This is a genomic window from Saccharothrix sp. HUAS TT1 (assembly GCF_040744945.1).
In the GTDB taxonomy this organism is placed as follows: domain Bacteria; phylum Actinomycetota; class Actinomycetes; order Mycobacteriales; family Pseudonocardiaceae; genus Actinosynnema.
In genome coordinates this window covers 6,395,946-6,410,962 of the sequence record NZ_CP160453.1, presented here as the reverse complement: position 1 = coordinate 6,410,962, position 15,017 = coordinate 6,395,946, and the positions used below count along the sequence as shown (strand labels likewise).

The window sequence follows — 15,017 nt, the reverse complement described above, 5'->3', positions numbered from 1 at the left end:
GCGGGTGACGGATCAGGTCCGGGTCACCCGGCCCCGGCGGGCGGCCCAGGCCAGCGCGCCCACCGCCAGCACCGCCGCGCCGGTGAGGACCGAGGCGACCGGCAGGGTGAACGCCAGGACCAGGCAGCCGAGCAGGCCCGCGGCGGGCACGGCGCGCGGTGGCCGGCCCTCGTCGCGGCGCAGCGTCCAGGCGGAGGCGTTGGCGATGGCGTAGTAGGCGAGCACCGCGAAGGAGGAGAACCCGATCGCACCGCGCAGGTCGACCACCGCCGCCAGCACCGCGACGGTGATCCCCACGGCGACCTCGGCGCGGTGGGGCACCCCGTGACGCGGGTGCACGGCGGCCAGGGCGCGCGGCAGGTGGCCGTCGCGGGCCATGGCCAGGGTGGTCCGGGAGACGCCGAGCACCAGGGCCAGCAGGGAACCGAGCGCGGCGAGCGCGGCTCCGACGCGCACCACGGGGACCAACCACGGCCAACCGGCGGCGGCCGCGGCGAGGGGGTCGCGGGCGGCGGCCAGCGCGGTCGGTCCCAGGGCGGCGAGGACGGCGACGGCGACCGCCGCGTAGACCACGAGCGCGATGCCGAGGGCGATCGGGATGGCGCGGGGGATCGTCCGGGCCGGGTCGCGGACCTCCTCGCCGAGCGTGGCGATGCGCGCGTACCCGGCGAAGGCGAAGAACAGCAGCCCGGCCGACTGCAGCACGCCGGAGGCGCTGGTCGTGCCCACTTCCCAGGCGAGGTTCGCGGCGTGCCCGCCGGTGCCCGCCGCGACGACGACCAGCGCCAGCACCAGCAGCACCACCGCCACGATGAGCCGGGTGGCCACCAGGGACTTCTGCACGCCGAAGTAGTTCAACGCGGTCAGCGCGAGCACGGCGGCCACCGCCACGGCGGCGCGCACCGGCCTCCCCGCGTCCGGCGCCGCGTACGCCGCGACGGTCAACGCCATCGCCGCGCAGGACGCCGTCTTGCCGACGACGAACCCCCAGCCGGCGAGGTGCCCCCAGAACGGCCCGAGCCGTTCCCGGCCGTAGACGTAGGAGCCGCCGGACGCCGGGTAGCGGGCGGCGAGCCGGGCGGACGAGGTCGCGTTGCAGTACGCGACGACGGCCGCGATCGCCAGCCCGACGAGCAATCCGGAGCCGGCCGCGGCGGCGGCCGGCGCGAGGGCGGCGAAGACCCCCGCGCCGATCATCGAGCCCAACCCGATGGTGACCGCGCCGCCGGCGCCCAGCCGACGCGCCAAGCCAGGGGGTGTCACGGTCGCGCCTCCGGGTCCACGTGCTGCTCGCCGGGCCAGACGTTATCGGTCCACCCGGGAGGCGCGGTCGTGCGCGGCGCGGGTCAGCGCGCGGCGAGGCTGTGCAGTGCTTCGTAGGCGCTTTGGATGCGCCCGCCGCCACCGACCACGGGACCCGCGTTGGTCAGCACGACCAGCGCGGCCCCCGACTGCGGGCTGAAGCCGGCGAACGCCGTGAACCCCCGCGTGCCGCCGCTGTGGAACAGCAGGTCGTGGCCCGGCTTGCGGCGCAGGTTCCACACCAGGCACAGGTCGGGGTCGAGCCGGGGCCGGACGACCTCGGTCAGCGCCTCCGACAGCGCGCCGTCGCGCGGCGCGAGGTGGGCTTCCAGGTAGCGCAGCAGGTCGTCGGCCGAGGACCGCAGCACACCGGCCGCCGGCATCCCCGGGATCTCCCACGGCGGGCGTGGCCGGCCGCGCAGGTGGCCGGTGGCCTGCGGCGTGGTGGCGCACCCGGTGTCGGCCAGGCCCAGGGGGCGCAGCACGCGCTCGGCGACCAGGTCCTCGTACGGCCGGCCCGCGGCCCGGGACAGCGCCAGGCCCAGCAGGGCGACGCCGAAGTTGGAGTAGCGCACCCGGCCGGGCGGCCTGGCCCGGGTGCGCCGCGCCGCCGCCACCAGGTCGTCCGGCCCGAACGCGCGGTAGGGGTTGGTCGACCAGTGCGGCACGGCCGCCCGGAGCAGGCCGGGCGGCAGCTGCGGCAGGCCGGACGTGTGCGTGGCCAACCGCGTCGGCGTGACCGGGTGCCGCACCCGGTGCAGCGAGCCCGGCGGCAGGTGCCGCTCCACCGGGTCGTCGTAGCCGACCTCGCCGCGCGCCACGGCGTCGGCGAGCAGCAGCGCGGTGAAGGTCTTGGTCAACGAGCCCAGCTCGAAGCGGGTGTCCGGCCGGACCGGGCTCGGGTCGTCGCGCGCGGTGACACCGGAGCAGAGCACGACCCGCTGCCCGTCGTGCCGGGCGGCCACCGCCACCCCGGTCGCGCCGGACGTCACCGCGAGCAGGGGCGTCAGCACCTCCGCCAGGCGTGGTCCGGCCGACGTGGTCACGTGCCGCCGCCGAGCAGCCGGGACAGGGCGATCGTCCCGGCGACCACGGCGACGACGGCGGTGTGCTGGTTCTCCCGGTACCGGCGTTCGCGCTCCTCGGGGACGGGGTCGCCGTCCCGGGGCACCAGGCCGTCCGCGTGCTGCGCCTGCGCCAGCAGCCGCCACTCCGCCTCGTCGCACCGGGGCTCGGGCAGGCAGGCCCCGACGATCAGCAGCTCGCCCACCAGGTCCCAGTGCCGCACCTCGGCCCAGATGTCGACCCACACCGGCAGCCACTCGGCCAGGTAGTCGGCGAGGTCCGGGGGCAGCCCGGTCGGCCGCGCGCCCCAGTCGGTGAGGTGGAAGACGGTGTGCGTCATGTGGTACGCGGTGTCCCAGTCGATCGCCCAGGGTTGCGGCGTGCCGCCCAACCAGGTCTGCCGCGCCATCGAGGCCCAGTCGTCGTCACGCGGCACGCCCAGGACGCGGTGGGCGTTGGCGATGGCCAGCCGCCGGTTCGGCACCAGCTCGGTCATCGAGTCCACCGCGGAGTTGTGCGCGATCACCTCGTCCAGCGCGTCGTGCCGGATGCCGCTGCGGTGGTAGTGCATGTAGGTCTCGACCGGGTCGGTCAGCAGCGGGTGCCTCAGCTGGCGCTCGTAGAGCAGGTCGCCGTCGCGCATCTGCCGCCAGCTGAACTCCAGCAGCTCGCGGGCCAGCCGCAGCTCGACCGTGCCGGCCACGCCGGCGCGCAGCACGAGGGCCGCCGAGAGGGCGGTCTCGGCCAGTGGTCGGTAGATGCTGTCGGGGTCGTCCAGGTCGGCCGTGGTGTCCGCTGGGAAGACGTCCAGTTCGTGGTGGGCGTGCAGCCAGCCCAGGGCCCCGGCGATGAGGTCGTGGGCGGTGCGGGGCAGGGTCGCGGTCATGCGGGCTCTCCTCCCAGCAGGTGCCGCGCGATGGCCAGGTCCAGCAGCATCCGGGGCCCGGCGCCCGCGTTGAGCCGGAGCTGCTCGGTCAGCAGCCACGGGTCCAGCGGCGCCTCCACGCCGCGTCGGCTCAGCAGGGCGACCCAGCGGGCGAGGCGGGCCGCCGTGACGTGGTCCCGGCGCAGCACGGCCCGGGTCGCGCCCCTGGCCAGCGCGAGCGCTTCGCGCGCCACGGCCGGCGCGACCGGGCCGTCGACGGTGGGCTGGGCCAGCGGCGACAGCTGGGCGACGACCACCGACCACCGCGGCCAGTCGGCCGCCGGGCCGAGGACGGTGTCGACGTCGGGCAGCGCGGCGGCTTCCGGCGAGGTCGGGGGATCGGCCGACGACGGCGTGCTCGGGACGGGCGCTCCCGCGAAGAGGTCGAGCAGGCGGGCCGTCGCCCAGTCGCGCCACGCCGCGACCCCGCGTTCCCGGGCGGGCGCGCCGGCGACGGCCGGGAAGACGTCGAGCGACCGGGCCACCACCACCTGGTCCTCCACCGCCAGTGGCCGGCCGAGCACCAGGTGCGGCGCGAACACGTCGGCGCCGACGACCCGGACGGCGCCCAGGCCGGTCGCGGCGTCGGCGCACGAGTCGAGGAAACCGGCGAGGTCCACCTCGCCACCTCCCCGCACCGCGTCGAGCACACGGCCGGCCAGGGCAGCGGCAGCGTCCGCGTAGGCGCGCTGCCCCACACCGCTCCCCGTCACTACTTCCGCGGCTCCTTCGGCATCGGCGGCGAGAGCAGCAGCAGCCCCGCCAGCAGCAGGAGGCCCGCCGCCTGGGGACAGGTGACCGGGGCGTCGCTGACGGCGGCTTCCGGTTCCGCCATCAACTCCGTCAGCGCGACGGTGTCCTCTTCGGTCGCGATCGGTCGGACTGGAGTCAGAACAGGCATCGCATCCTCCTCGATAGAGGGATTCACGAACGGGTTTTCGACACGTGCCAATTTCGAGTGGAGCACAGTCGGGAACCGTTGTGCGGCCGGGAGCGCTCGCAGTCCGGTTTTCCATCCCTGTGGGTGACAAGAGGGCAATCGGCTGACGTCCGGCGACCCGATTCCGGGCACGCGAATCGACCGCGATCACGACGAATCCCTTGTGGGACCTCGTTTTGATCGTCTTCGTGCCGCTGACGGCCTCGCCGGTCGACGTCCCGGTCGAGCGCCTGCCCGACCGGCTTCGGTTACGTGGTGCGAGCCGATCCGCGCTCGGGGCGGCGCACACCGTGGCGCCGCAGCTCCTCCGGGACGCGGTGCGCCACGAGGACGGGGCACCGCGCGTGGTGCAGCGCGGTGCGCGCGGTGGGTCCCCGGTCGCCCAGCACGAGCAGGTCGGTGTCGGCGTAGCGGGCGATGGCCTCGTTCGGGTGCATGCGGGCCAGCACGGAGGTGTGCCGGACGCCGCGCAGCGCCTGGTCGACGTGGGCGATGAGCACGCCCGGGTTGTCGGCGCGCACCGTCAGCGGCGGAGCGGCGTGCAGCACCCGCAGCGCGGCGCCGTGCCGGGCGGCCAGGTCGATGGCGCGGGTCAGCGCCGGCTCGTCGTGCTCGTCGCCGGTGATGAGCGCGGTGACCCGGCCGTGCGCGCCGTGCAGCGCCTCCGGCGTGCCGCGCACCACGACGACGTCGGACGCGGCGTGCTGGACCAGCGGCAGGACGATCCGGGCCAGGCCGAACGAGCGGCCGTCGTCGGCGCGGTGCCCGATCACGACCACGTCGGCGCGGGTGCTGGCCAGCAGCAGGTCGTGCACCTGGTCCGGGCTCGGCTCGTGCACCTCCAGCGGCGCCCCGACCAGCGAGGCGTGCGCCTCGGCCCAGCGGAGCGCGGCTTCGCCCCAGGCGGAACCGTCGCGGACGGTGACGACCGGTTGAGGTGCGGGGAGTGCTCGGTTGCTCATGAGTCCACCATGGGTCGGACGCCTCGCTCGTGGCCGCCGGGCGCGGCACGTGCGAGGGCGGGGATTCAAGGCTCCACCCGGAACCCGCGGCCCGCACGACGGAATACCGGTGGGGCGCGGTGACCCGAACGACGTCACGGCCTCGGCTCGGCCGACGTGGCCGTGCCGCTGCGACGGTCGCGCGCGTTCGCCACCCCGGAGCGGGCCGCTCCGGACCGCCTGCACCCGGTGTGCCGCCTCCTGCCCGTCTCCTTGCACTTGTCCGATTTCGGACAGGTTAGGTTGACTTTTTGCGCTTACTAGTCAAGTTCTTGCGTCAAGTTGTCAGCTTTCCTTATGGTCGTGTGACCTTCCTTACAACGACGCAAGGATGTGGGCGGACCACCATGCGCACCCTGCTCAGCATCGTGATCACGTTCTGCTCGGTTCTGACCCTCGCGCTCGTCGCACCGGCGAACGCGAGCACCACCGCGCCGCGAGCCCAGCCCGTGCCCTCCGACGTGCACCTCTTCTACTACCCCTGGTACGGCAGCCCCGAGGTCTACGGCTCCTACCGGCACTGGCAGCAGGGCGACCACACCCCGCCCGACGACATCGGCGCGGACTTCTACCCGACCCTCGGCGCCTACGACTCCGGCGACCTGGCCGGGGCCGTCGACCAGCACATGGAGTGGGTCCGCCGGTCCGGCGCCGGGGTGATCGTCACCAGCTGGTGGGGCCAGGGCTCGTACGAGGACCGGCTCGTGCCCGGCCTGCTGGACGCCGCCGCCCGGCACGGCGTGCGGGTCGCCTTCCACCTGGAGCCGTACGGCGGGCGCACCGCCGAGAGCACCGTCGCCGACGTCCGCTACCTCATCGACCGGCACGGGTCGAGCCCCGCGTTCTACCGGGACGCCCAACGCGGGAACCGGGGCGCTTTCTACGTGTTCAACAGCCTGAACGTGGCCGACTGGGCGCCGCTGGAAGCCGTCCGGGACACCGCGATCGTGCTCGCCCAGACCACCGACGTGAGCAAGGTCGGGCACTTCGGCGGCATCTACACCTACGACGTGATCGCGAGCAGCGCCGCCGTCGGCTGGAAGGGCGTCGCCGACCACGCGCGCGCCAACGGCCTGGTCTGGGCGCCCTCCATCGGACCCGGCTACCTGGACGACCGCGCCGTGCCCGGCAACACCAGCCCGACCCTGGACCGCGCCGACGGCGCGACCTACGACCTCCAGTGGCGCAACGCCCTGAGCCCGGAGACCGGCGGCCGGCCGGACTGGGTGTCGATCACCTCGTTCAACGAGTGGCACGAGGGCTCGTCCATCGAACCGGCCGACTCCACCCCGCCCGCGGGCCACGGCTACCTGACCTACGAGGGCGCCTACGGCCGGACCGGCCAGGCCGCCGAGACCGCCTACCTGGACCGCACCCGCCACTGGGTCGAGGTGTTCACCGGCTCCGCGCCGCCCGTGCCGAACCCGGACCTCACCGACGGCCGGGCGCCGACCGCGCGCAGCAACGTCACCGGTCACGCCAGTCCGAACGCCAACGACGGCGACCCGGGCACCTATTGGGAGAGCGCGCACAACCTGTTCCCGCAGCCGCTGACCGTGGACCTGGGCGCGACCGAGGAGGTCGCCCGGGTCGAGGTGGCCGTGCCGCCGGGCTGGGAGCCGCGCACCCAGCGGATCACCGTGCGCGGCAGCGCGGACGGCCGCACGTGGACCACCCTCGTCGCCAACCGCGGCCACCGGTTCGACCCCGCGACCGGCAACCGGGTGAGCATCGCGGTGCCGCGGACCTTCCAGCGCCACCTGCGCCTGGTCTTCACCGCCAACACCCGGTGGCCCGCCGGCCAGGCGGCCGAGGTCGGCGTGTTCCGGTTCTGACGCCGCGCGCCCGACCCCCACGGGAGCCCTGTCATGAGCAAGCGAAAGCCGCGCCTGGCGGCCACCCCCGGGCTGAGCGTGACGCACCTGTCCGGCGTCGGCTGCCCGGTCCAGGGCGACCTGCCGATCCTGCCGTCGGTCGGCGCGGTCACCACCAAGGTGGCCGCGACCACCCGCACCGGCGTCGGCCGGTTCGCCTTCCCCGCCGCCGACCGGGCGAACCCGCTGTTCAAGGCGGGGTCCTCGCAGGTCGCCAGCACCGCCGCGCAGGTCCGCGTCATCGGTCGGACCAGCTGTCCGGCACCATCGCCGGCGGCCGGTTCTGCGAGCGGCGCAACACCTCCACCGTGCACTTCGCCGCCGCACCCGGCAGCACTGCGAGGTCGGGGTGAAGGTCGCGATCAGCTGCGTCAGCCAGGCCGATGCCCTGACGAACCTGCGCGCCGAGGCACCTGGCTGGGACGTGGACGCTGTACCACTCCCTGCTGCACCCGAACGTGTTCAGCGACGTCAACGGCCAGTACGTCGACTTCGACCACCGGGTGCACACCTCCGACCGCGCTCGGCGACCACGTTCGACAGCACGCGGGCAGCGTCGCCAACACCGGCACGGACACCTGGAAGACCGCCACGATCACGGTGCCGGACGCGGCGCCGGCGCGCCGCCAGGACGAGCGCGCGGACTTCCGACCGGCCTCGGGCTCGCCGCCGGCCGTCCACCGGGTGACCGCGGTGGTCGACGGTCCCGGCGTGCTCCCGATGGACCTCTGCGGCTGACCCCGAGAACCCGTACCCGCACCCGGAGGAGAGGAACCCCTGCCATGTCCGAGCCCCCACCCCGGTGGGCGAGAGCGGTCGCCGCGCCCCTGCTGGTCGCGTCCCTGCTCCTCGTACCCCAGAGCACCGCCGTCGCGGCCATCCCGCCCGGCGACTACCAGCACGTCCAGCTCGCCGCCGGCGCCGCCAAGCTCGGCGAGCCCATGTCGCTGGCCGTCCTGCCGGACCGGTCCGTCGCGCACACCGCCCGCGACGGCACGGTCCGCATCACCAACGCCGCGGGCAACACCACCACCGTGGCGGGCAAGCTCGACGTCTACACGCACGACGAGGAGGGCTTGCAGGGCATCGCGGCCGATCCCGGCTTCGCCGCCAACCGCTGGCTGTACCTGTACTACTCGCCCCGCCTGAACACCCCGGACGGCGACGCGCCGACCGAGGGCACCGACGCGACGTTCGCGGCGTGGCGCGGTGAGCTGCACCTGTCCCGCTTCACCCTCAAGCCGGACAACACACTCGACATGGCCAGTGAGAAGGTCGTGCTCCGGGTGGCCAACGACCGCGGCCAGTGCTGCCACGTCGGCGGCGACATCGACTTCGACGCCGCCGGCAACCTGTACCTGACCACGGGCGACGACACGAACCCGTTCGTGTCCGACGGGTACACCCCGACCGACGAGCGCGCCAACCGCAACCCGCAGTTCGACGCGCAGCGCTCCTCGGGCAACACGAACGACCTGCGCGGCAAGGTGCTGCGGATCAAGCCGCAACCCGACGGGGGTTACACGATCCCGGCGGGCAACCTGTTCGCGCCCGGCACCGCGCGCACCCGGCCCGAGATCTACGCCATGGGCCTGCGCAACCCGTTCCGGATGAGCGTGGACAAGGCCACCGGGCACGTCTACCTGGGCGACTACGGACCGGACGCGGGCGTGACGAACCCGTCCAGGGGTCCGAGCGGGCAGGTGGAGTTCAACCGGATCACCGCGCCGGGCAACTTCGGCTGGCCCTACTGCACCGGCACGAACACCGCGGACGAGACCTACGTCCGCTACGCGTTCCCCAGCGGCCCGTCCGGCGCCCGCTACCAGTGCGGCTCCGGCGTGACCAACTCCTCGCCGCGCAACACCGGCCTGGCGACGCTGCCACCGGCCCAACCGGCGTGGATCAGGTACGCCGGCGACGCGGGCTCGCCGCCGGAGTTCGGCGGCGGCTCCGAGTCGCCGATGGGCGGCCCGGTCTACCGCTACGACCCGGGCCTGAACTCGCCGACGAAGTTCCCGCAGTCCCTGGACGGCCGCTTCTTCGCGGGCGAGTACGGCCGGCAGTGGATCAAGGCGATCGGTGTGGACGCGAACGGCTCGCCGGGCGTCATCGAGGACTTCCCGTGGGACGGCACGCAGGTGATGGACCTGCAGTTCGGCCCGGACGGCTCGCTGTACGTGCTGGACTACGGCACCGGCGGCGGCAACCAGGCCATCTACCGGATCGACTACAAGGGCAACGCGCCACGCAACCCGACCGCGAAGGCAGCGGCCGACCGCACGTCCGGACCCGTGCCGCTGACCGTGAAGTTCTCCTCGGCGGGCAGCTCCGATCCCGAGGGCGGCGCGCTGTCCTACCGCTGGGCGTTCGGCGACGGCGCCACGTCCACCGAGGCCAACCCCACCCACACCTACAGCAGGGCGGGCAACTACTCGCCGACGCTGACCGTCACCGACCCGCAGGGGCTCACCGGCACGGCGAGCGTCCTGGTCACGGCGGGCAACACGGCGCCGACGATCACGCTGCAGGCGCCCGGTGACGGCCGGCTGTTCGCGTTCGGCGACACCGTGCCGTTCCGGGTGAGCGTGACCGACCCCGAGGACGGGCCGGTCGACTGCGCCCGGGTCAAGGTGACCTACCTGCTCGGCCACGACAGCCACCGGCACCAGATCACCCAGGCCACCGGGTGCAGCGGGCAGATCACCGTGCCGGTGGACGGCGAGCACGACGCCGCGGCGAACATCTACGGCGTCTTCGACGCGGAGTACACCGACAACGCGGGCCTGACGTCGCACGCGGTGAGCACGCTGCAGCCGCGCCACCGCCAGGCCGAGCACCACGGCGCGCAGCAGGGCGTCGAGCCCGCCAACCACGGCGGCGCGGAGGGCGGTCGTACGGTCGGGTTCACCGACGACGGCGACTGGATCTCGTTCCAGCCCTACCTCCTGGACAACGCCCGGTCGGTGACGGCCCGCGTGTCCTCCGGCGGCCCCGGCGGCACGATCGAGGTGCGCGCGGGATCGGCGACCGGCACGCTGCTCGGCACGCTCACCGTGCCCAACACCGGCAGCTGGGACGCGTTCGTCGACGTGTCGGCGAACCTGACCTCCGCGCCGACCGGCACGACCTCGCTGGTGTTCGTGTTCAAGGGCGTCACGGGCCAGGGCAACCTGCTCGACCTGGACGCGTTCACCTTCACCACCGGCACGACCCCGCCGCCGGGCCCGGAGGTGCTGGTGTTCAGCAGGACGGCGGGCTTCCGGCACGACGCCATCCCTGCCGGCACCCAGGCGATCCGGGAGCTGGGCGCCGCCAACGGGTTCGCGGTCACGGCCACCGAGGACGCCTCGGCGTTCACGGCGGCGAACCTGGCGCGGTACGCGGCGGTGGTGTTCCTCAACACGACCGGCGACGTGCTGAACGACGCGCAGCAGGCCGCGTTCCAGTCCTACGTGGACGGCGGCGGTGGCTACGCCGGCGTGCACGCGGCGGCCGACACCGAGCACGACTGGCCCTACTACGGCCGGTTGGTCGGCGCTTACTTCCACTCGCACCCGGACATCCAGCAAGCCACCGTGCGGCCGGAGGACCGGTCGCACCCGGCGACCGCGCACCTGCCGGCCGCGTGGAACCGCACGGACGAGTGGTACAACTTCCGCACCAACCCCCGCGCCACGTCCCGGGTGCTGGCCAACCTGGACGAGGCCGGCTACAGCGGTGGCACGATGGCCGGCGACCACCCCATCTCGTGGTGCCGGACCCAGGCGTCGGGCCGCTCGTTCTACACCGGGCTCGGCCACACGGTCGAGTCGTACGCCGACCCGGCGTTCCGGACCCACCTGCTCGGGGGGATCCGGTACGCGGCGGGCCTGGTGCAGGCCGACTGCCGACCACAGCAGCAGCCGTCGCCGCGGGTCGAGGGCGAGGCGTACACGTCGTCGTCCGGCGTGCAGGTGGCGTCGCACGGGACGGCCAGTGGCGGGCAGACCGTCGGTTACATCGACGGCGGCGACTGGGCGGGTTACGGGCAGACCGACCTCACGGGCAAGCGCCAGTTCACCGCGCGGGTGTCGTCGGGCAACGCGGGCGGCCGGATCGAGGTGCGGGCCGGGTCGGCTGCAGGGGCGCTGCTCGGGTCGGTGGCGGTCGCCGGCACCGGCGGGTTCGACCGGTTCGTGGACGTGTCGACGGCGTTGACCGGCAGCGCGGGCGGTCCGGTGGTCCTGGTGTTCACCGGCTCCGGCTCGGGCGGGCTGTTCGACGTCGACCACTTCACCCTGTCGTGAGCGAGGGGCCCCGAGCCCGATCAGCGCGGGCTCGGGGACCCGGTCGACCCGGTGACGTCGAGTCGGCGTCGGTTCCTCGATCGGGTGGAATGCGGGTGGAGGCCGGGGTACCCCGGTGCCGATCGGCGGTCCGGTTCGGGACTCTCGGGGGCAGGCGGCGCGCGGCGCGGCCGGTGGTGTCCCAGGAGGGGTCGATGAAGATCATGTCCAGTGCCCGGCGGACCAGCGCGAGGTTCGGCGTGGCCTTCCCGGTGGCGGTCCTGCTGACGGCGGTCCCGGCGGTGGCCGGCGCGGCGCCGGTCGGGCCGTCCGGTCCGCTCGCGTCCGAGGTGGCGCAACTGCTCGCCGCGCACCCCGGTGGTGTCCAGGTCAGCGACAACGCGGTGGCCTGGCACGCCGGTCGGGTCGTCGTGGTCATGCCCTCGCCCGGTGAGACCGCGGCGCCCAGGGGCCTCGGTCCCAACCCCCGCCACCTCGAAGCCCGTTCGATGGGGCTGGGGGACCTGGTCGATCCGCGCGAGGTCCGGGACGTGCACGGCTGTCCCTCCGGGGCGACGAAGAAGGACAACTACTGCTTCTACCAGAACCGGGACTTCAAGGGCGACCGGTGGCAGTTCGCCGACACGTGCGCCGACGCGGCCTCCGACTGGGGCTTCTCCGGCAAGACGTCGAGTTGGGTCAACACCGACACCGACAAGACCATCATCGCGTACAACGGTCAGACCAGGCTGTGGGACGAGCCGGAGAACAGCACGTCCAGGTACGTCGGGGACGGCAACAACGACAAGATGACGCGGTGGGACTGCCGCAAGCAGTAGGTCGCCGAGGTTGTCACGACCGGGCGTCACCCGACGGGGTGGCGCCCGGTTTCGCCTGTGCCTGTTCGACTCCGTGCGCTTCTGTCCGGTTGTGTCAGTGACAGGTGTTTGGTCCAGACCATAACCTGGGAGCACGCCGCCGCTGTCCACCCTGTCACGCAGAGGAGTTCCGCTCGTGAGGACAGCACGCAACGTCATCGCCGTGACCGCCGCGGCCGTGGTGTCGGCCGCCCTGGCCACCACCCCCGCCGCCGCGGGCCCCGTCACCGACTGGGACCGCATGCTCGCCCAGCAGCCCCTCGTCCGCACCGCCGACACCATCCAGGCCGAGGTGCGCCGCGGCGGGCACGCCGGGTTCGCCGGCCTGGTCCTGGAGGACGACCACGTCGCGCTGTGGTGGAAGGGCCACGTGCCCGCCGCCGTCCGCGCCGCCGCCGACCGGGCCGAGGCCCCGGTGACCTTCGAGTCCGCCCGCCACTCCAACTCCGAGCTCCGCGAAGCCGCCAAGGTCGTGCAGGAGCAGCGGGGACCGGGCGTGCACGCGATCAAGGTGCCCGCCGACGGCAGCGGGCTGGTGCTCGGGGCCACCTCCGAGTTCGCCACCAGCGCCGTGCGCGTGGACGTGCCGGTGCGGACCGTGGTGGAGGAGCCGCTGGCACCGGTGTCCCGGCAGAACGACGCGCCGCCGTGGAAGGGCGGGGCCACCATCGTGCTGGGCAACGCCGCCTGCACGTCCGGCTTCTCCGTGCGCAACGGCGACAACGCCCGGTTCCTGCTCACCGCCGGCCACTGCGGCAACCCGGGCGTCCGGGTCACCGACCCGACCGGCGAGCACATCGGCACGGCGGGCGCCAAGCACGGCGACCACGACATCATGCTGATCCCCACCGGCAACGTGGTGAACCAGCAGTACGTCGGCGGTGGCGACAGCAACAGCACCGAGGTCGTCCGCGGCTGGGGCGACGTCTACACCGGCGAGTACCTGTGCCAGTCCGGCGTCACCAGCGCGCGCACGACCGGCGGGCCGGTGTGCAACATCAAGGTCCTCTTCTTCTACGCCGACCGCGAGGACCTGGTGGAGGGCGAGCAGATGAACGGCCAGCCCGCCGCGCGACCCGGTGACAGCGGCGGCCCCGTCTACGGCCCGTCGTCGGCCGGCGGCGTGATCGCCAAGGGCACCGTCACCAGGACCGCGGGCGCGCGCATCGGCTTCCAGGACTTCCGCACCGCGAACCGCGACTTCGGCGTCTACATCCCGCTCTGATCCAGCGCCGGCCAGGTCGGCACGCCACCCCGCTCGGTGACCGCCCGCCTCGACCCCGGTCCACCAGGGCCGGGGTCGAGGTCCACCCCGGCCACCTCCGCGCCCGCCCGCCGCAGCACCGCCAGGACCGCGTCCGGGTCGCCCGGACCCAGCCGATCGCCACCACGCGCGCTCACCGACCGAAGTCCCGAACCGGGGAGGACCGAAGACCCCCGGTTACCCTGTCCGCCTGATCTTGCCGGGGGAGAGGGGACCGCCGATGCGGGTGTCGGTGCTGACCGCGGGGTCGAGGGGCGACGTCGAGCCGTTCCTCGCGCTGGGCGGGCGCCTGCGGGCGGCCGGGCACGGGGTCCGGCTGGTGACGCACCAGGAGTTCGAACCCGTCGTGCGCGCGCACGACCTGGACTTCGCCGAACTGCCCGGCGACCCCAGGGCCACCCTGGCCGGTCCGGAGGGCCAGGCGCTGCTGGCCGCCCGGAACCCGGTCACCCTGGTCCGGCGGTTGCGCGAGGTGGTCGGGCCCGCGCTGCGCGCCTCGCTGGCGGCGGCGATCGACGGGTGCCGGGACGCGGACGTGGTCGTGCACTCGACGCTGGTGGCGTTCGGGCCGACGGTCGCCGAGCACCTGGGCGTGCCCGCGGTGGCCGCGCACCTGTCGCCGAACACGCCGACCAGGGCGTTCCCGATGACGGCGCTGCCCGGCCGGGTGCCCGCCGCGCTCAACCTGGCCACGTGGAAGTTCGCCGAAGCCCTGCTGTGGCGGGCGTTCCGCCCCCTGCTGGACGGGCAGCGGGCCGACCTGGGCCTGCCGCCGGTGCCGCGCCGCACCCCGCCACCGGCCCGCAGACCGCCGCGCCTGTACGGCTTCAGCCCGGCCGTCGTGCCGCCGCCGCCGGACTGGGCGCCGTCCGACCACGTCACCGGCTACTGGTTCACCGACGCCGACCGCGCCCTGCCCGCCGACCTCGCCGACTTCCTGGCCGCCGGCGAACCGCCGGTGTACCTGGGCTTCGGCAGCATGGCCGACCGCGACCCGACCGCCGCCGCCGACCTCCTGCTGACCGCCGCCCGCCGGGTCGGCAGGCGCGCCGTCCTGCTGTCCGGCTGGAGCGGCCTCGGCCCGGCCGACACGACCGACGACGTGCTGGTGGTGGACGACGTGCCGCACCGCGCGCTGTTCCCCCGCTGCGCCGCGGCCGTCCACCACGGCGGCGCGGGCACCACGTCGGCCGCGGTGCTGGCGGGCATCCCGTCGGTGGTGGTCCCGTTCTTCGCCGACCAGTTCTTCTGGGGCCGCCGCGTCACCGAGCTGGGCGTCGGCGCCGTCACCCCGGCCCGGGAGCGCGTGACGGCGGACGCGCTGACCGAAGCCCTCCGCACCGCGCTGCCCCTGACGCCGGTGGCCCGCGCCCTGGGCGCGCGGGTGGCCGCGGAGGACGGCCCCGGTGCGGCGGTCGCCGTGCTCGAACGCCTGGCGCGGCGGTGACGACACCAACGGGTCGACCGGGAATAACCGGGTCCGGGTCGGGGTAACACCCC

General features: G+C 74.3%; 13 protein-coding genes. 6 read left to right on the top strand and 7 right to left on the bottom strand.

What is annotated here, in order from left to right:
- Positions 1–12 precede the first annotated feature (12 nt).
- From AB0F89_RS28750 to AB0F89_RS28725, 6 genes are all read right to left on the bottom strand, one after another.
- Entirely contained in the window at positions 13–1,263 is a 1,251-nt protein-coding gene (locus tag AB0F89_RS28750; RefSeq protein ID WP_367128755.1) for an APC family permease, read from the bottom strand.
- A gap of 83 nt (positions 1,264–1,346) precedes the next feature.
- Positions 1,347–2,348, bottom strand: coding sequence for a serine hydrolase domain-containing protein (locus AB0F89_RS28745; RefSeq protein ID WP_367128754.1), 1,002 nt, complete (start codon positions 2,346–2,348; stop codon positions 1,347–1,349).
- A complete protein-coding gene (locus tag AB0F89_RS28740; RefSeq protein WP_367128753.1) occupies positions 2,345–3,253 on the bottom strand; it encodes a hypothetical protein in 909 nt (302 codons plus the stop codon). Before AB0F89_RS28740 ends, AB0F89_RS28745 begins: the two co-directional genes overlap by 4 nt.
- Positions 3,250–4,005 (bottom strand): hypothetical protein, encoded by a 756-nt coding sequence (locus tag AB0F89_RS28735; RefSeq protein WP_367128752.1) that lies wholly within the window; start codon positions 4,003–4,005, stop codon positions 3,250–3,252. Before AB0F89_RS28735 ends, AB0F89_RS28740 begins: the two co-directional genes overlap by 4 nt.
- On the bottom strand, positions 4,005–4,193 hold the full coding sequence (locus tag AB0F89_RS28730) for a hypothetical protein (RefSeq protein ID WP_367128751.1): 189 nt from the start codon (positions 4,191–4,193) through the stop codon (positions 4,005–4,007). The genes AB0F89_RS28735 and AB0F89_RS28730 overlap by 1 nt, the downstream gene beginning before the upstream one ends.
- Before the next feature lie 287 nt (positions 4,194–4,480).
- The gene (locus tag AB0F89_RS28725; RefSeq protein WP_367128750.1) at positions 4,481–5,194 is read right to left on the bottom strand and encodes a universal stress protein; all 714 of its coding nucleotides are present in this window, start codon (positions 5,192–5,194) and stop codon (positions 4,481–4,483) included.
- Between the two features lie 386 nt (positions 5,195–5,580).
- Between AB0F89_RS28725 and AB0F89_RS28720 the strand changes: the two genes are divergently transcribed.
- The 5 genes from AB0F89_RS28720 to AB0F89_RS28700 all read left to right on the top strand — a co-directional run bounded on the left by AB0F89_RS28720 (position 5,581) and on the right by AB0F89_RS28700 (position 13,478).
- Complete coding sequence (locus tag AB0F89_RS28720) at positions 5,581–7,068, top strand: discoidin domain-containing protein (protein WP_367128749.1); 1,488 nt, start codon at positions 5,581–5,583, stop codon at positions 7,066–7,068.
- Between the two features lie 639 nt (positions 7,069–7,707).
- Entirely contained in the window at positions 7,708–7,845 is a 138-nt protein-coding gene (locus tag AB0F89_RS28715) for a hypothetical protein (RefSeq protein WP_367128748.1), read from the top strand.
- A 44-nt stretch (positions 7,846–7,889) separates the two neighbouring features.
- Positions 7,890–11,396 (top strand): ThuA domain-containing protein, encoded by a 3,507-nt coding sequence (locus AB0F89_RS28710; RefSeq protein WP_367128747.1) that lies wholly within the window; start codon positions 7,890–7,892, stop codon positions 11,394–11,396.
- Positions 11,397–11,590: 194 nt separating this feature from the next.
- Positions 11,591–12,214, top strand: coding sequence for a peptidase inhibitor family I36 protein (locus tag AB0F89_RS28705; RefSeq protein WP_367128746.1), 624 nt, complete (start codon positions 11,591–11,593; stop codon positions 12,212–12,214).
- 175 nt (positions 12,215–12,389) lie between these two features.
- The gene (locus tag AB0F89_RS28700) at positions 12,390–13,478 is read left to right on the top strand and encodes a hypothetical protein (RefSeq protein ID WP_367128745.1); all 1,089 of its coding nucleotides are present in this window, start codon (positions 12,390–12,392) and stop codon (positions 13,476–13,478) included.
- Here AB0F89_RS28700 and AB0F89_RS28695 read toward each other — a convergent pair.
- Positions 13,463–13,654 (bottom strand): hypothetical protein, encoded by a 192-nt coding sequence (locus tag AB0F89_RS28695; protein ID WP_367128744.1) that lies wholly within the window; start codon positions 13,652–13,654, stop codon positions 13,463–13,465. The genes AB0F89_RS28700 and AB0F89_RS28695 overlap by 16 nt on opposite strands.
- Before the next feature lie 83 nt (positions 13,655–13,737).
- On the opposite strand from AB0F89_RS28695, the gene AB0F89_RS28690 reads away from it, so the two are divergent.
- Positions 13,738–14,964 carry a glycosyltransferase gene (locus tag AB0F89_RS28690; protein WP_367128743.1) on the top strand — a complete coding sequence of 409 codons (1,227 nt, stop codon included), beginning with the start codon at positions 13,738–13,740 and terminating at the stop codon, positions 14,962–14,964.
- The last annotated feature ends 53 nt before the right edge of the window (positions 14,965–15,017 follow it).